Source organism: Ohtaekwangia kribbensis, assembly GCF_042676245.1.
Classification (GTDB): Bacteria; Bacteroidota; Bacteroidia; order Cytophagales; family Cyclobacteriaceae; genus Ohtaekwangia; species Ohtaekwangia kribbensis.
In genome coordinates, this window is the sequence record NZ_JBHTKA010000015.1 from 292,752 (window position 1) to 310,374 (window position 17,623).

A 17,623-nucleotide genomic window follows, 5' to 3' on the forward strand; every position below is an offset into this window, starting at 1 on the left:
ATTTTACCAATTGGCAACGGAAGCATTGAAGATGTCATTGATTATTCGGTCGAAAATCTCTTTAGTCAGCTGTTCTTCTATGTCAGTGAAGTTTTGATCGTTGGTAAAATCCTTGTAAAAAGAGAACGACTTATCCTTAAAGCTCATCGTTTCATCCAGTGTATTCACATAGGTAACTTTCACCGTAATGGTGAGTCGGGTTGAAGAGGCGTTGTTGATCTGGTTCTCGTTACCCGTTGATACCGGAGATATAGGCGTAAGTCTGAAATCAGTGATTTCGCCATCCATTTGAAGTTCGCCACTTTCCTGAACCACGGTCAGGTCAGAGTTCTGAATCAAGTAGTTTTTTAAACTGTTGGTAAACGTCTGGCCCATATTCGCCTGCCCGAGATCGGCATTATTATAGAACTCGGTCATAGATATAGTCTTGGCTGTGGTGCTGGTGCCTGTAAAAGAATATACTCCGCACGACTCCAGTAACACCGTTGCCGCGAGGAGTGTAATAGAAAGTATAAATGATACCGGGTGAATGTTGAGCGGGGTAAGGCGCTTGCCTTTTACATTAATCTTCAAGGTCGTACTGTTTTATTTTTCGGTATAGGGTCCTTTCGGATATACCCAAATCGCGTGCCGCATATTTACGTTTGTTATTATTTTTTCGAAGGGCACGTACAATTAGTTCTTTTTCTTTCTTCTCGATGGAGAGTGAATCATCTTCCGCTTCGTGTGTGATGTCGTGAACATCCTCAACATGTTCGTTGTCATCAATGTGATGATTACCTGCCGGTAAGTTGAGCACGACTGCTTCCGATGGCGATCCGTTCGAAGGCTCCGGATGCATATCTTCAAATAAACCCGGGTGATCTTTCACAAGCTGTGAAGCTTTGGATGGATTCGAAAATGTATCCAACACCAGTTTCTTCAGATCGTTAAAATCCTTCTTCATGTCGAAGAGTACTTTATAGAGTATATCTCGTTCCGACATGCCGTCTTTTTCCGGAGTGGCTCCTTTATAAAGCGCAGGCAAACTTGTTTCTTTGGGAAGATAGCGCTGCAGTATATCTGCATCGATCTCTTTCTGATCAGTCGATAAAACCGAGATCTGCTCCACCAGGTTTTTCAACTGACGGATGTTCCCCGGAAAGCGATACTTCAATAATATATCTTTCGCGTCATCAGTTAACGAGATTGGCTTCACTCTGTATTTTTCAGCAAAGTCGGTCGCAAATTTCCGGAACAACAGTTCTATATCCCGGCCTCTTTCGCGCAGGGGTGGTACATATATAGGTACCGTACTTAAACGATAGTACAGGTCTTCGCGAAATTTACCTTCTTCCACATTGCGCATCAGGTTAACATTGGTGGCGGCTACAACACGCACGTCCGTCTTCTGAACTTTGGAAGAACCTACTTTGATGAATTCGCCATTCTCCAATACACGGAGTAAACGTGCTTGCGTTCCCAGCGGCATCTCGCCAATCTCATCGAGAAATATAGTACCGCCATTCGTTACTTCGAAGTATCCTTTGCGCGCTTCATGGGCACCGGTAAACGAGCCCTTTTCATGACCGAAGAGTTCAGAGTCGATTGTACCTTCGGGTATAGATCCGCAGTTGATCGCAATGAACTGTCCGTGCTTGCGCGGACTGAGGTGATGAATAATTTTGGAGAACGATTCTTTACCGCTTCCACTCTCACCCGTAATTAACACCGACATGTCAGTCGGTGACACCTGTATCGCTACACTAACAGCATTGTTCAGCAACGGAGAATTGCCGATAATGCCGAAGCGTTGTTTTACACTTTGTATCTCTACATCTGAAATTGCCATGAGTCATTATCCGTTAAAAGTATATACTATATTTAAACAACCCAGAGAACACATGGCCGGGTTAGCCGTTGGTAAAGCTGTTGGCAGCCACGGATAATTAGCTGTTCACAACTCGTCCGATTAGTGTTCCTCCGGTGCATTCTTCTACAAATACGTTAACATATTCACCCTTGCGGTGTGTTCCCCTCGGAAAAACAATCACTTTGTTAGATGAATTTCTTCCCTGCAGGTCATCTTCCGAACGTTTCGAAAATCCTTCGATGAGTACACGGTGTACTTTGCCAACATCAAGCTGATTACGGAGTAAAGAGTGTTCGCGTTGCTTGGTTACAACTTCTTCAAGTCTGCGCTTCTTCACATCCAGCGGTACATCATCCTCGAATTTTTTCGCAGCCAATGTACCGGGGCGTTCCGAGTAGTAGAACATATAGGCGAAATCGTATTGTACAATATCCATCAGGGTAAGTGTATCCTGGTGATCTTCTTCTGTTTCGGAGCAGAAGCCGGTAATCATATCAGAAGATATACCACAGTCATCACCCAATATATGACGGATGCTTTTTGCTTTCTCCAGGTACCACTCGCGCGAATAGCCGCGGTTCATCAATTCGAGAATGCGCGTGCTTCCGCTTTGCATCGGTAAATGTATATTCTTGCAAATGTTCTCGTACTTCGCCATGGTATACAGCACCTCGTCCGTAATATCTTTCGGGTGTGAAGTAGAAAACCGTACCCTTAAATCCGGATGAATCTGTGCTACCATTTCGAGCAGGTTGGCAAAGTTCACAACGTTACTGCTGCCATTCTTTTCGAGCCATGCTTTGTTGTTCTCTTCCGGACTCCACTTATAGGAGTCTACATTCTGACCGAGCAGCGTAACTTCACGATAGCCTTTTGCAAACAGATCCGTTGCTTCCGCAACAATAGATTTCGGATCGCGACTGCGTTCGCGCCCGCGGGTGAGCGGCACCACACAGAATGTACACATGTTATCGCATCCGCGCATGATCGATACAAAGGCTGTTACGCCATTGGAGTTCAATCGTACCGGACTGATGTCTGCATACGTTTCTTCGCGCGATAAAAATGTATTAACCGCTTTTTGACCGTCATCAACCTGGCTTATGAGTGTAGGCAGATCGCGATAGGCATCGGGGCCTGCCACCAAGTCTACTATCTTTTCTTCTTCCAGGAACTTGGCTTTCAGGCGTTCAGCCATACAACCCAGCACGCCCACCAATAATTCCGGCTTATGTTTTTTAAGACCGTTGATGTGCACCAGGCGGTGGCGCACTGTTTGTTCTGCCTTCTCGCGGATGGAGCAGGTATTCAGGAAAACAACATCTGCTGTTGCTATGTCAGAAGTGGTGTCGAAGCCCTCCTTTTGTAGAATGGACGCTACGATCTCGCTGTCAGCGAAATTCATTTGACATCCGTAACTCTCTATATATAGCTTCCGCTTGTTTCCGGTATTTCCATCTTTCGAAACATGAATGGTCTCACAGGTTTCGGTATCCTGAGGATTTAAAACATCAAGGTCTCCAATCAAATTCTCCATCGTGCTCAGATTAAGTCGCAAAAGTACAACTTTTAGTCTTTTATGGTGACATGTTGTCATGGGGATTTACAATTTTCGATTTACGATTGTAGATTTCGTCCCACTTAAAAATCAGATTATGGCCTTGATCAAAGCTGTACGCGGGCACGAGCCTAAGTTTGGGAACAATTGTTTTCTGGCAGACAATGCGACTGTAGTTGGGGAAGTAGTGATGGGAGACAACTGCACCGTATGGTTCAACGCGGTAGTTCGGGGCGATGTGCATTCGATAACCATCGGTGATAACACGAATATACAGGATGGAGCCGTGATCCATTGTACCTACCAGAAGGCGAAGACCACCATTGGCAGCAATGTATCCATCGCGCACAATGCCATTGTACACGGATGCACGATCCACGACAACGTACTGATCGGCATGGGCGCTATTGTGATGGACGATGCCGTAGTAGGGGAAAACTCGGTAATTGCCGCGGGAGCCGTGGTGTTGGCCGGAACCGTGGTGGAACCCGGCAGTATATATGCAGGCATGCCGGCCAGGCGTGTTAAAGATATTGGCGATGAGATGAAAGCAGTCATTCAGCGGACTGCCCGTAACTATCCGATGTATGCGGAATGGTTTAAAGTATAGTTAAGGTTTGCGGAAAAATAAACCGTATACACTTCATTTTCTTAACTATATAATTGTGTTTTTTTGAGCTTTTATTTTTAAATTAAAGAACGATTAAGTCGAGTTATGGCAGCAGTAGAAAATCTAGGTTTCAATCCTAAAGTCGTTGAAGATTACCAGGCACGCATGACTGCCCTGGGAAGAACTTATGTATTGGATGAGGAGGACGAAGCTTCGGATGAATATGCACACTTCTATTTCATCGGTAAATTTGAAGGAAAGGATGTCATCTACGATGCCGTTATCTATACCCTGCGTCTGCAACATGAAAGCGAATTATACGAAATTGCTGAACACCGCGCTGCCAAACATTTTCCGGAGTATAAGAAGATAACGTACGATGAAGACGAGAACGGCAATCTCGAAACGCTTGATCCGTTAGAAGAAGAGATCGGTCTCTTTATGGCTGAAGTCATTATGGAGCTCGAGGAGGATGAAACGGTGAAAGTAAAGGAGCATGTAGACATGGACGAGAATGCTGAATTTGGTGTGAGCCTCGATGTTGGTCTTCACGTTGAACAGATCACCGACAAGATCATCGAAAAATTCATTCGCGATTTTAACGAGGATACATTGAAACTCGATCCCACACTTTATTCCTACCAGACTGAGGATCAGGAAGCTGGTTAATTTCATGGCGCACAGTACGGTAAAAGATTTTGTGTAAATTATCAGGATGTCGTATCCTGCCTCCAAAATTTCTGTACATATTTGCGCCCTGAACTCTGATCCTTAAAGAATGAAGAATCTTTCGTTGATTTTAAACATCGTGCTGCTGGTAGCAGTCGCGGTACTATTTTACTTACATTTCTCATCGGCCAAGCCGGCAGCAGCTGAAGGTTCTTCAGTAGCACCAGGCGAACTTACAGTGGCCTATATCAACTCCGACACGGTATTGAAATACTACGATTACCTGAAGGCGCAAAAGACAGTGCTTGAAGACAAGTCGAAGAAGATTGAGCAGGAGTATCGTAACCGCGCCATCGGTCTTCAGAACGAGATCGAAGCATACAAGCGCAATGTAAACAGCATGACACTTGGCCAGGTACGTGCAACAGAAGAAGATCTTGGTAAGAAACAACAGAACCTTCAACTATATCAGCAGAGCCTCGGCCAGCAATTGATGGAAGAAGAAGCAAAACTGAATCGCGAACTATACGATCGCATTACCAAGTTTTTGAAAAAGTATGGTACTGAAAAAGGTTTACAGGTTGTATTGAAGTACGACCCTACCAGTGATGTACTCTTTGCAGGAGAAGCTATCAATATTACCAAAGACGTTATCGATGGTTTGAACACCGAGTATACACAGGAGAAAACAGGTGTACAGGCTGATACTACTGCTGCTAAAAAGTAAGTAACGATAAAAAATCGCAACAGAAATCCGGGCCCGATAAACTATCGGCCCGGATTTTTTTATATTTGACGACTACCTTATGGCAAGTCGTATAGCAAATGTGCTCCGCATCAAGAGCGAAGAACAAAAGCAAATCATCGTGATGCTTTGCACCGGCTTCTTCATGGGGGTGTTCATAGCAACCTACCAGGTAACAGCCGACTCGCTCTTCCTTAACCGCATGGGCGCGTACCTCGACAAAGCCTTTCTCGCGGCCGGTGCGCTGGGTATCATTACAACATCAATCTTCGCGTTTTTTCAGAGCTGGATCCGGTTTACAACGCTAGCCCTGGGCGCAGTTGTTCTTATATTAATATTTACCCTCGGTGCATACTGGCTGCTGCAACATGGCGATCCTGCCTGGCACAACTACTTTGTGTTTGCTTTGTATTGCATGACGGGCCCGATCACCGCCATTCTGCTCTTGAGCTTCTGGGGTATATTTGGTCGCTTGTTCAACTTCAGGCAGTCCAAAAGAATTATCGGGTGGATTGATACCGGGCAATTGATTGCCGCGATCCTCGCCACACTCATTGCCATTCCGTTTACGTCCAAGATCATTCATGATACTGCTGATTACCTGCTGGTGTGTGCCATCAGTATAGCGATTGTATCGGTGTTGTTATTCTTTATATCATCGTCATTCACATTATCAAAGAACAACCCGCGCGAGTTTGGTGCAGGCGTCAGGAGAGAGACCCGGATAAACAAGTTGCTGCGCGATCCGTATATCCGCATGCTCTCTATATTTCTGCTCATCTCCATGGTGATGTTCATGTTCACGCAGTATTCTTTCCAACAACTGGTGCAGATCCAGTACCCAAAGGAACGTGAGCTTACAAACTTTAACTCGTTCTTTACCGGTGCGGTATATGGTATCAGTCTCATCATGCAGACGTTTATCAACCAGCGTATCATCAGCAACTACGGTTTGCGTATATCACTCTTTGTATTGCCGCTTGTCGTTATACTCTTCGCGATCGGGTCGATCCTTACCGGTGGTATTTTCGGATACGAGAAGGTGCTGGGTACAACGGGGTTCCTATACTTCTTCTTATTTGTTGCCTTAACACGTCTCTTCAACTGGACACTGCGTGATTCATTAGAGAACCCGGTGTTCAAATTGTTCTTTATACCTCTGGACAACCGTCTGCGATTTAATATTCAATCCAAAGTAGAAGGGTTGATGAATGAGAGCGCACGTTTCGTAGCAGGTTTGTTGATCTTTGGTCTGGCATTCGTGCCGTTCTTTAAAGTTATACACATCGCTATATTTCTGTTGTTGCTGGCCGGTGCATACTTCTATGTTGTTAACCACATGTATAACGGCTATCGTAACAAGATCCGTTTGAAACTGGAAGGTACCGACATCCAGCAGGAGAAACTTGAAAAAGGTTTATCGCAGGTAACATCGCGACTGGAAAATATGCTGGGTGTTCCCAATCCTTCCAAGGCTGTGTTCTCGTTCAAGTTGCTGGAGAAGATCAACGCAGCGCACGTACCCGCGTGGGTGAACAACCTGATGAAAAACGAGGAGGAATCGGTACGGCTATACGCACAGGACAGAATGAATGAGCTGAAGGGACTTTCCGTTTCCGACAAGTATGTTATCCGTATGGATACTACCAGGATGGATGGTTCCGAAAAGAATGTACTGAGCAAAGAAGATCTTGAACTGATTATTCAGAATGGTGGCGATATAACCAAGACGCGTATCCAGAAGTTAACGCGTTCTGCCAATCCGAATGATCGCCACTATGCGGCCGAGTTGTTGTTGCATACTTCGAAGGAAGAGTATACTTCCTTTCTGATGGAATTGCTGCTGGACAGCGAGCCGCAGGTACGCAACACCGCTATAAAAACATCGATCAAGAAACATAATGCGGAGATCGTCAATGCCATCATTGAGAACCTGGGCAACCCGGTATATAGCAACCAGGCGATGAATGCACTGGTGCAGATTGGTGCTATAACTTTACCGGCTCTTGATACTGCTTTTTACCGCAGTGGCCAGAGTACACAAATGATGTTACGCATCATCCAGGTAATCGGCAGGATAGGAGGGCAGCGCGCCCGCGAAATACTCTGGAACAAAATGGACTATCCCAACAAAGTGATTGTATCGCAGGTGCTGTTGTCGTTGGGTGAGTGCGGGTTCAAGGCGGGTATATCGCAGATCACACGTATCAAATATGTTATCGAATCCGATATTTCGGATATAAGCTGGAACCTCAGCGCCCTATACGAAATTGGTGATGATGGATTCAGCGAGCAGATCAGAACGGCACTGCGTTTCGAAATTCAGAACGACATCGAGCACATCTATACCTTGCTTACCATGCTATACGATACGCGGTCTATCCAGCTGGTGAAGGAAAATATAGATAGTGGTACAGCGGAAGGTATTACCTACGCCATCGAGCTGCTGGATGTATTCTTGTCGGAGCAGTTGAAGCAACGTGTTATACCGATTCTTGATGATGTATCCGATGCCGAGCGCATCAGTCGCCTGGAGTATTTTTACCCGCGGGTAAAACTTGATTCACGATTGGTGTTGAAGTTCCTGATCAACCGCGACTTCACGCAGTCTAACCGCTGGACGAAAGCATGTGTGCTCTTCCAGATCGGTATACGCAAGATCGAAGATTTCAAGCTTGATCTCATTGCGCAATTATTCAATCCTGATCTTTTAATTCGTGAAGTATCGGCCTGGGCGCTTCACAAGATCAGCCCGACTGAATACGAACAAAATTCACGCAGATTAGGTTCCGATGTCAAGTACGAACTGGATACGCGGATCATTCACGCACGCAGAATTATGCGCTTTGAAAAGGTGTTGTTCTTTCAAGACATCAATATATTCAATGGGGTGCCGGGCTTGACGCTTACATACCTGGCCGATCTGAGTGAGGAACTGCGCATGAGGAAAGACGAATCGCTGGTGCTGGACGAACGTTCAAACAATTACTTTTATGTACTGAATACCGGTGTAGTACATCTTTATCAGCGCGGTGAGCTTACATCTGAATTCAAGCAGGGCGAATTTATAGGAGAGATGCTGGGCGTGCATCATTTTATTAATACCAACCTGATTGTTGCCCAGACCGATGTAGTAATTCTGAAGTTTAACAAAGACCAGTTCTACGAGCTGTTGTCTGATAACGTGGCGCTGGCCGATAAAGTGCTGGAGTATATCTGAGTTATACCATGACGAGAGGTAAGAAGATATTTAGTTTGTTTGTAGTGGCATTTGTTATTCTGATTGCGTACGCGAGTTACGACATCAGCCGAAGAACCACTTTTCCGGGATCAAAATCGCAGCTCCCTCAACGCATCAAAGACACTTACCTGCAGGCCGATTCCGCAAAACAGGATACAACTCAAAAAAGGTAACCAGAAAATTTACACTTTTTGATTTTTTTTCAGTGCAACCGGTTGATTCAACGAAAAAAAATTCTACCTTTGATACAGATTAAAGCCAACTATAGACATGACAATCCCCCTTAGTCGAGAACTTCGGGGGATTTTCATTTAATAGCAGTGCAAACACTGGCCCATCCATCTGCAAATAATCCCATTCATCTGCTATATTTTCATATGATCGATTCAGGCATGGTACTTTTTTACTAGTGCTATACCTTTGACTCAAGATTAAAGCCAACTATAGACAGTGATTATCCCCCGGGGTCCAGGACTTCGGGGGATTTTCATTTTTAGTCGAGCCCATAGCTATAGTGAAACCCAACCTGGCCAGTACACGTACCGTTGTGCCACTTGCTTTCCCGGTATCATTGCCCAATATTCTTCGCGAACGTATTTTTATCGCTGATTTTGTCTATCTTTTCTTATGATTAAAAATATACTTAGACCCTCGTATACGATCACTCTCCTGATTCTCGTTGTCGCGGCTTGTGTAGATCATAACCTGAGTTCGTCCTTTATTGTAGAATGCGACAATGGTACAGCAGTGAGTTACTCGAATGTTGTTGCACCTATTATTCAATCCAAATGTGTAATATGTCACAACAGTAGTTCAGGCCTGCCAGACTGGTCTGTGCTGAACAACCTGCAGGAGCATGGTGCCGAGATACAGCGCAGGATAACCTTGCCCTTGACAGATCCTGATAAAATGCCGCGTTCGGGAAGTATAACACAGGAAGAACGCGAAGCCATTTACTGCTGGATTCAGCAGGGAGCCTTAAACAATTGATATACTATATATAGCATGAAGATTGGATACCTTGTGTTGCTGTTCCTGTGTACAGGAGTGTTATCGGCAGCCGCCCAGAATTATACCACGGAAAAAAGTTTTATCTCGTTTTATTCACATGCACCGATCGAAGATATAAAAGCGGAGAATGTGAAGGCCGTAAGCCTCTTCAACACCGCTACCGGTGAAATTGCTTTTTCGGTTCCCATCAAAGAATATCAATTCAGAAAATCATTGATGCAGGAACACTTCAATGAGAAGTATATGGAGTCAGAGAAATATCCGAAGTCTACATTTCAGGGAAAAATTACCGGGTTCAACCCCCAGGCAAAGGGTATACAGCATGTATCAACTTTGGGTAAGCTTACTATACATGGTGTAACTAAAGAGGTAAATATAAAGGGCACCATTGAAAAACTGGTCGATAAGCTGAATATGAAGTCAAGCTTTATCGTGAAGCTGGAAGACTATAATATAGTGGTTCCGCAGCTGCTTCGTAACAATATTGCCGAGCAGGTAGAAGTTACCATTGATTTCGTTTTTAAACCTCAATAATTTTTTTGTTGTTTGCTGTATGAGGATAATTCTGGTATTTACTCTTCTGTTATGGGCACAGGTCGGAAAAGGCCAGCAACGCTTTTTTGTTGACAAAGCTTTGGTAACTTTTTTCTCAGATGGGGTGATCGAAGATATAGCAGCCGAGAATAATAACGTTACCAGTATATTCGATGCAGGGCAGGGGGAGATTGCCTACCTGATGAACATCAAGGATTTTCAATTTGAAAAGAAACTGATGCAGGTGCACTTCAATGAGAAGTATATGGAGTCGGAAAAATATCCGAAGGCATCTTTTCAGGGTAAGATTGTTGGTTTCAATAATACCATTTCCGGTGTACAAAATATAAAGGCCGTGGGCAAGTTAACGATCCATGGTGTTACGCGCGATGTTGAATTACCGGGCACGGCTGAAATGAAGAACAATCAGCTATCACTCAAGTCGAAGTTTACTGTAAAACTTCTAGACTATAACATCAAGGTACCGCAGATCGTGTGGCAAAATATAGCACAGCAAGTAGAAGTGACCGTGGATTTTAATTACAGACCGCTTTAAGCCTGCATTATGAAGAAACTATTTTTACTTCTTTTACTCCCCACCATTTCTTTCGCACAGGATGATCTGCTGAAAGAACTGGAAAAGCAAGATCAGAACACAGACTATACCATTGCCACTTTTAAGGGCACACGCCTGGTAAATGGCCATAGTGTTGAAACAAAAAATGGCGGAACGCTCGAGTTTATATTCGCACACCGCTTCGGAAAATTGAACGAAGGTCTCTATGAAATGTACGGACTTGATCAGGCCTATGTTCGTCTCGGGCTCGACTATGGTATAACCGATAATCTCTCCGTAAGTATAGGTCGTAACTCGGCCGACAAGATCATGGACGGATACCTGAAGTATAAATTGCTGAGGCAAAGCTCCGGGGAGAGAAGTTTTCCGTTCACCATGACATTGTTGGGAGGTACCGCATATAGTATATCTCCGAAAAGAGGCAACGAGCCCGAAGGTTTTAAAACTGTAGATCGACTGGCCTATACAGCACAAGCGTTGATTGCGCGTAAATTTACTCCCAGCCTTTCGTTGCAGATCATGCCTACCTATATTCACAAGAATGCTGTAGATCAGTCGCGGGAAAAGAATGATCAGTTGGCTATTGGTATTGGCGGGCGCATCAAGCTCACACGCAGTGTAGCATTAACCAGTGAGTATTACTATCGCCTTGATCCACCCGATAATGATTTGTTTGAAGCGGGAAGCAAGCGGTATAATTCACTCGGCTTTGGTATAGATATAGAAACAGGTGGGCACGTGTTTCAAATCGTTCTTACCAACACATCCAGTCTTACAGAGCGTACCTTCATTACTGAAACGAAAGGCGATTTCTTTGGTGGCGATATTCACTTGGGTTTCAACGTTACGCGCACCTTTCAGTTGAAGAAGAAAGATGCGAAATAGTCTGCTGCGTTTTTTACTTTTAGGCTCACGAACAGTTTAAACTGTAAAAGCGAATTGTTACTTCTTTCTATCATCCTATACCTCATTGTTACCGTAGCGATTGGTTTCTGGGCGTCACGCAGAGTAAAAAATTCAGGCGATTTTATGCTTGCCGGCAGAAGTCTGCCCATCGTGTTAAGTTCTGCGGCACTCTTTGCTACCTGGTTTGGTTCGGAAACTGTATTCGGTGCCTCGGCTGAATTCCTGGAAGGAGGACTATATGCCGTAATCGAAGATCCATTTGGTGCCTCGCTATGCCTGCTCATCTTCGGGGTATTCTATGCCCGCAGGCTATACAACATGAACCTGCTCACCCTGGGCGATTTTTTTAAAGTACGCTATAATAAAGTTACCGAGTTAACCGCCAGCCTCTTTCTCGCGTTACCGTACCTCGGCTATATAGCCGCGCAGTTGGTGGCCATGGGGTTGATACTCAATGTAGTGATACATATACCCGTGTGGCAGGGCATTGTTATCAGCTCGGTGATTGTTACGTTATATACCTATGCCGGTGGCATGTGGGCTGTATCCATTACTGATTTTGTGCAGAGTATAATCATCATCGCAGGCATGGTGGCGCTGGCGTATATCTTGTCAGAAAAGGCGGGTGGTGTGTCCGTTGTAATCAGTGAGATGCCCCAAGAAGATTTGAAGTTTCTTCCTTCATTCGAGTTCAAAGAAATTGCTGCGTACCTGGCCGCATGGTCGGTGCTCGGCTTAGGTTCTGTGCCTTCACAGGATGTATTTCAGCGGTCCATGTCTTCAGGCTCGGCACGAACCGCGGTGTGGTCGTGTTATATAGCAGCCGGTCTGTACCTCACCATTGCCATGCTGCCGCTATATATAAGTTTATGTACCAAGCATTTATACCCTGATCAGATTACAGGCGATACACAACTTACCTTGCCGAACATGGTGTTGCAGCACACGTCATTGCCTGTCCAGATTCTGTTCTTCGGTTCATTGCTATCGGCCATTATGAGTACAACCAGTTCGGCTATACTGGCACCGGCCGCTATATTTTCAGAGAACCTGGTACGGCCGTTGGTAAAGCACCGCTATACCGACAAACAGTTTTTGATGCTCACCAAAATATGTGTGGTGATTTTTGCCATACTCGCAACTATTATGGCCTGTTTTCGGTCTAATATATACGAACTGGTAGGAGAGTCATCCATACTCAGCCTGGTTTCCCTGTTTATACCGCTCACATTAGGTTTATACTGGAAACGTTCCAGCAGCAAAGGAGCTTTGCTCGCTATGGTGGCAGGTATGATAACTTGGATTATCTTTGAGGCCATTGAAACATCGTGGCCAAGTTTAATGCCGGCAACAGTTGTTAGTTTGCTGGCAATGATAGCAGGCAGTTATGCCTGGCCGCAGGAGGAAGAAAAAGCTGTATGATAAAAATTGAATTAAGTCGTTTGAATGATGCCTTCCACATGGAAGCGCGTAATGAAGCCGGTAAAACCGTGCAGATGGATTCATCACCCGAATCAGGAGGCTCTGACCTGGGCATGCGCCCGATGCAGATGTTGCTCGCAGCCATGGGAGGGTGCAGTGCGATTGACGTTATTACCATTCTGAAAAAGCAGCGGCAGAATTTGAAGGATATCAAGATTACGGTAACGGGCGAGCGTGAGAAAGATGCTACGCCTTCACTATACACCGAAGTGCACGCACATTTTAAATTGTATGGCGATATCGATACGGAGAAAGCGGAGAAAGCGGTAAACCTTTCCATTGAAAAGTATTGCTCCGTAGCAAAAACGCTGGAGAAGACCGCGAAGATTACCTATAGCTTTGAGGTGATCCGGTAACATTTATCACATTATCTGCGTAGCAGTTCACATTTCAGATTCATTTTATTTTCATGGAAGAGAAAAGAAATTTCGAGACCGATGCTATACGTGCGCAGCACCAGCGCACATCCTTTCGCGAACATTCTGTGCCGCTATACCTCACATCAAGTTTTGTATTTGATGATGCAGAGCAGGCACGCGCTATGTTTGCTGACGAAATTCCCGGTAACATCTATAGTCGTTACTCCAACCCGAACACGAACGAGTTTATTGAAAAACTTTGTCGCATGGAAGGAACGGAAGATGGTATCGGTACAGCTTCCGGTATGGCTGCGATGTATAGCAGCATGGCAGCGTTGCTGAAGTCTGGCGACCATGTATTGGCATGTCGCTCGGTATTCGGTTCAACACATCAGATCCTGAATACTATATTCCCGAAGTTTGGTATATCGCACAGTTATGCCGATGTAAATGAACCGGAAACCTGGGAGAAGAAGATACTGCCGAACACACGCATGATCTTCGTAGAGACACCATCGAACCCTGCTCTGGATCTGATCGATCTCGAGTGGCTTGGTAAACTTGCCAAGAAGCACAACCTCATTCTGAATGTAGACAACTGTTTTGCTACACCGTACCTGCAGCAACCTGCCAAGTGGGGAGCGCATATCATTACACACTCGGCTACTAAATTTATGGATGGCCAGGGCCGTGTAATCGGTGGAGCTATATTAGGCAAGAAAGAACTGATCAAAGAGATTCGTTTCTTCACCCGCCACACCGGGCCATCGATGTCACCCTTTAATGCGTGGATCTTATCGAAGAGTCTTGAGACACTGGCGGTGAGAATGGAACGTCATTGCCAGAATGCATTGACACTGGCACAGCATCTTGAAAAACATCCGGATGTTTCGAAAGTGAAGTATCCGTTCCTGCCATCACACCCACAACATGAACTGGCTAAAAAGCAGATGAAGCTGGGCGGTGGTATTGTTACGTTCGAGATCAAAGGTGGCCTTGACCAGGGACGCAGATTCCTGAATTCATTGCAGATGATTTCGCATACACCAAACCTCGGCGATACCCGTACCATTGCTATACACCCGGCATCTACAACACACTCGAAGCTTACGGATGATGAGCGTGCTGCGGTAGGCATCATGCCCGGACTTATTCGTATAGCCGTAGGGTTGGAAGATATCAACGACATCATTGGTGATGTTAACCAGGCCATCGAAGCATCACGCTAAACTATATATTTACGCACGATGAAAAGACCCATCCTAGCGCCATCGATACTGGCTTCTGACTTTGCCAACCTGCAACGCGAGATTACCATGCTCAACGAGAGTGAGGCCGATCTCATTCACGTTGATATCATGGACGGTGTATTTGTACCAAACATCTCCATGGGGTTGCCGGTAGTAGAAGCTGTGAAGCGCCATGCGCGTAAGCCACTGGATGTACACCTGATGATCGTGCAGTCCGAGCGCTATGTAGAGGCTTTTCATAAGGCAGGAGCGGAGATCATCTCCGTTCACGTAGAGGCGTGTCCGCACCTGCACCGTAACATTCAGCAGATCAAAGCGCTGGGTATAAAAGCAGGTGTTGCCATCAACCCGCATACATCCATTACCGAACTTGAAAATATTATAGCGGACATTGATATGGTATGTGTCATGTCTGTAAACCCGGGCTTTGGTGCACAGAAATTTATCGAGCACACGTATACGAAAGTTACTGCGCTCAAGAAGATGATCATTGAATCAAAATCAAATGCTTTGATTGAGATTGACGGTGGTGTTAATCAGCAGAACGCAAAGGCATTACTTGATGCCGGTGCCGATGTGCTGGTAGCCGGTAATTTTGTTTTCAGTGCTGCCAATCCGAAAGAAGTGATCAGCAACCTGAAAGCGGTGCTGGCATAATACATTGAAATGTAGGGAGAATGACGCGCCTATAGCGTAACAACCCGCTGGCTTTCTGCGTATCTTTCGGCAAGATTTTTGAAGTTTGCTACAAAACTCACTGCCATGCAAAAATTCTCCCTGATCATTATACTCGTTGTACTCTGCAGCGCATGCTCGCGCACCGTTACCCGCGTTGATCCTTCACAACAAGTTGATCTGAGCGGACGCTGGAATGATACCGACTCGCGCACCGTTGCTGATAAAATGATATACGATCTGTTCGACTCCGAAACTTTCAAGAATTACGCCAGGCAACTTGGACGTAAACCTGTTATCGTGGTCGGTCCGATTCGTAACAAGACTTCCGAACACATCGATGCGGATAATTACGTAAAGAAGTTCGAAGTTGTGATTCACAACTCTGCTATAGCCGAGATTGTAGAGTCGGGTGAGTTCAGAGATAAACTTCGTACCGAGCGCAGCGAGCAACAAGACTTTGCTTCATCCGCGACAGCGAAACAATTTGGAAAAGAGATCGGGGCGGACCTGATGTTGTTTGGTGAGATGACCTCCGAAACCGATACCTATAACAAGAAGCGTGTGGTAAACTATGTAACCACGTTGTTCCTCACCGACATTGAAACCAGCAAGCGCATCTGGTACGGTCAGGATGAGATCAAGAAGATTGTCAAGAACTGATTGCGTTATCATTGTCTTGCACACATCATGGACAATCTATACCAGCAGATAAAAGCGATTCGCCTATCCGGTACGAGCGTTATCGGACGGATTGTTCTGCTATATATTCCGGTTGCACTACTCATCAGTGGTTGCGCCACCTATTACCAGAAGAACTTTGATTTCAACTATGAGTTTGAGCGGGGCGATCTCCAACGCGCACTCGCTACGCTGGAGAAGAACAATAAGCAGGAGCATGGCCGGTCGCGGTTCATTTACATGGTAAACAACGGCTTGCTACTGTCGATACTCGGTCGCTACGAAGAGAGTAATGCATACTTCGAAAAGGCATTTCTCTTTGGTGAAGATTATCACATCAATTACCTCAACGAAGCGGCTTCCTATTTCACCAATCCGTCTGTAACCATTTATCACGGAGAAGATCATGAGCATTTGATGTTGTTATATTACAAAGCGCTCAATTACCTGAAGATGAACAAGTACGAAGAGGCGCTCGTGGAGTGCAGGCGGCTCAATATACGCCTGAATCAACTCAGTGATAAATATACCTCGGAAGAGAAGTATCAGCGCGATGCGTTCGTCAACACACTGATGGGAATTATATACCAGGCCGACAAAGATTACAACAATGCATTTATAGCCTATCGCAATGCCCTTGAAGTATACGAGAATGATTATGCGAAGATGTTTGGCATGAAGGTACCTGAACAACTGAAGTATGATCTGATCAACACAGCTACCTGGACAGGGTTTACCAAAGAAGCAGATGAGTATAAAGAACGGTTCTGCATTCCGGAATATAAACCGACTACACCCGAAGCTGATCTCGTATTTTTCTGGCACAATGGATTAGCTCCTATAAAAAGTGAATGGAGTATAAATTTTGCCATTGACAAAGGATCGAACAACGGAGTTGTATTCAGCAACCCGGAACTCGGACTGGTGTTCCCCTTTGAGTTAGGGGAGGATGAAGATAAGAAACGATCTGATCTTACTGATCTGCGTGTATTTCGTGTTGCGTTTCCACGATACATGGAGCGCCCGGTATATTACAAAAGTGGCGACCTTACGCTGGGCGATAAAAGTTATCCGCTCGAACTTGTCGAAGACGTTAACCAGGTAGCATTCTATAGTTTGAAGAAACGCATGGTACAGGAGTTTAGTAAAGGTTTGCTGCGGGCTGCACTCAAGAAAGTAACGGAGCAAAGTCTTCGCAAAGAAAACGAAAGTCTGGGGGCTGTGATGGGACTTGTAAACGCCATGACTGAAAAAGCCGACACGCGTAACTGGCAAACCCTGCCGCATAGCATTTACTATTCGCGTATATCACTGAAGGAAGGTGCCAACGAAGTGAAGCTATCGCTGAAGACTGCTGACGGACAAATTACTCCGCATGATTTTACATACCAGGCGAAGAAAGGTCAAACACTTTTTCATACCTTTTCATCGTTAGAGAGTACATCGGCACCATACCGGTATTATTAAACTATG

18 protein-coding genes are annotated in these 17,623 nt (G+C 45.2%); 15 read left to right on the top strand and 3 right to left on the bottom strand.

Annotated features, from left to right (window positions below; all coding sequences use genetic code 11):
• Positions 1-3 precede the first annotated feature (3 nt).
• The 3 genes from lptE to miaB all read right to left on the bottom strand — a co-directional run bounded on the left by lptE (position 4) and on the right by miaB (position 3,389).
• The gene (lptE, locus tag ACFQ21_RS28070) at positions 4-573 is read right to left on the bottom strand and encodes an LPS assembly lipoprotein LptE (RefSeq protein WP_377585582.1); all 570 of its coding nucleotides are present in this window, start codon (positions 571-573) and stop codon (positions 4-6) included.
• Positions 563-1,831, bottom strand: a complete 1,269-nt coding sequence (locus ACFQ21_RS28075) for a sigma-54 interaction domain-containing protein (RefSeq protein WP_377585584.1) — start codon at positions 1,829-1,831, stop codon at positions 563-565. The genes lptE and ACFQ21_RS28075 overlap by 11 nt, the downstream gene beginning before the upstream one ends.
• Before the next feature lie 97 nt (positions 1,832-1,928).
• Positions 1,929-3,389 carry a tRNA (N6-isopentenyl adenosine(37)-C2)-methylthiotransferase MiaB gene (gene miaB / locus ACFQ21_RS28080; protein WP_377585587.1) on the bottom strand — a complete coding sequence of 487 codons (1,461 nt, stop codon included), beginning with the start codon at positions 3,387-3,389 and terminating at the stop codon, positions 1,929-1,931.
• A 118-nt stretch (positions 3,390-3,507) separates the two neighbouring features.
• Here miaB and ACFQ21_RS28085 point away from each other — a divergent pair, with 118 nt between their 5' ends.
• The 15 genes from ACFQ21_RS28085 to ACFQ21_RS28155 all read left to right on the top strand — a co-directional run bounded on the left by ACFQ21_RS28085 (position 3,508) and on the right by ACFQ21_RS28155 (position 17,617).
• The gene (locus ACFQ21_RS28085) at positions 3,508-4,020 is read left to right on the top strand and encodes a gamma carbonic anhydrase family protein (RefSeq protein ID WP_377585590.1); all 513 of its coding nucleotides are present in this window, start codon (positions 3,508-3,510) and stop codon (positions 4,018-4,020) included.
• Positions 4,021-4,125: 105 nt separating this feature from the next.
• Positions 4,126-4,689 carry a hypothetical protein gene (locus tag ACFQ21_RS28090; protein WP_377585593.1) on the top strand — a complete coding sequence of 188 codons (564 nt, stop codon included), beginning with the start codon at positions 4,126-4,128 and terminating at the stop codon, positions 4,687-4,689.
• A 109-nt stretch (positions 4,690-4,798) separates the two neighbouring features.
• Positions 4,799-5,416 (top strand): OmpH family outer membrane protein, encoded by a 618-nt coding sequence (locus ACFQ21_RS28095; protein WP_377585596.1) that lies wholly within the window; start codon positions 4,799-4,801, stop codon positions 5,414-5,416.
• Positions 5,417-5,495: 79 nt separating this feature from the next.
• On the top strand, positions 5,496-8,654 hold the full coding sequence (locus tag ACFQ21_RS28100; RefSeq protein WP_377585598.1) for a cyclic nucleotide-binding domain-containing protein: 3,159 nt from the start codon (positions 5,496-5,498) through the stop codon (positions 8,652-8,654).
• 8 nt (positions 8,655-8,662) lie between these two features.
• Positions 8,663-8,848 (top strand): hypothetical protein, encoded by a 186-nt coding sequence (locus ACFQ21_RS28105; protein WP_377585601.1) that lies wholly within the window; start codon positions 8,663-8,665, stop codon positions 8,846-8,848.
• Between the two features lie 454 nt (positions 8,849-9,302).
• The gene (locus ACFQ21_RS28110) at positions 9,303-9,665 is read left to right on the top strand and encodes a hypothetical protein (protein WP_377585603.1); all 363 of its coding nucleotides are present in this window, start codon (positions 9,303-9,305) and stop codon (positions 9,663-9,665) included.
• A gap of 15 nt (positions 9,666-9,680) precedes the next feature.
• On the top strand, positions 9,681-10,220 hold the full coding sequence (locus tag ACFQ21_RS28115; RefSeq protein ID WP_377585606.1) for a YceI family protein: 540 nt from the start codon (positions 9,681-9,683) through the stop codon (positions 10,218-10,220).
• A 19-nt stretch (positions 10,221-10,239) separates the two neighbouring features.
• Positions 10,240-10,776: a YceI family protein gene (locus ACFQ21_RS28120; RefSeq protein ID WP_377585609.1), complete on the top strand. Its 537-nt coding sequence runs from the start codon at positions 10,240-10,242 to the stop codon at positions 10,774-10,776.
• 9 nt (positions 10,777-10,785) lie between these two features.
• On the top strand, positions 10,786-11,682 hold the full coding sequence (locus tag ACFQ21_RS28125; RefSeq protein WP_377585611.1) for a DUF5777 family beta-barrel protein: 897 nt from the start codon (positions 10,786-10,788) through the stop codon (positions 11,680-11,682).
• A 54-nt stretch (positions 11,683-11,736) separates the two neighbouring features.
• Positions 11,737-13,125, top strand: coding sequence for a sodium:solute symporter family protein (locus ACFQ21_RS28130; RefSeq protein ID WP_377585613.1), 1,389 nt, complete (start codon positions 11,737-11,739; stop codon positions 13,123-13,125).
• Positions 13,122-13,541 (top strand): OsmC family protein, encoded by a 420-nt coding sequence (locus tag ACFQ21_RS28135; protein ID WP_377585616.1) that lies wholly within the window; start codon positions 13,122-13,124, stop codon positions 13,539-13,541. The genes ACFQ21_RS28130 and ACFQ21_RS28135 overlap by 4 nt, the downstream gene beginning before the upstream one ends.
• A 53-nt stretch (positions 13,542-13,594) precedes the next feature.
• Positions 13,595-14,773, top strand: coding sequence for an O-succinylhomoserine sulfhydrylase (locus tag ACFQ21_RS28140; RefSeq protein ID WP_377585619.1), 1,179 nt, complete (start codon positions 13,595-13,597; stop codon positions 14,771-14,773).
• 18 nt (positions 14,774-14,791) lie between these two features.
• Positions 14,792-15,451 (top strand): ribulose-phosphate 3-epimerase, encoded by a 660-nt coding sequence (rpe, locus tag ACFQ21_RS28145; protein ID WP_377585622.1) that lies wholly within the window; start codon positions 14,792-14,794, stop codon positions 15,449-15,451.
• Between the two features lie 105 nt (positions 15,452-15,556).
• Positions 15,557-16,132: a penicillin-binding protein activator LpoB gene (locus tag ACFQ21_RS28150; protein ID WP_377585624.1), complete on the top strand. Its 576-nt coding sequence runs from the start codon at positions 15,557-15,559 to the stop codon at positions 16,130-16,132.
• Between the two features lie 27 nt (positions 16,133-16,159).
• Positions 16,160-17,617, top strand: a complete 1,458-nt coding sequence (locus ACFQ21_RS28155) for a COG3014 family protein (RefSeq protein ID WP_377585628.1) — start codon at positions 16,160-16,162, stop codon at positions 17,615-17,617.
• Positions 17,618-17,623: the final 6 nt, after the last annotated feature.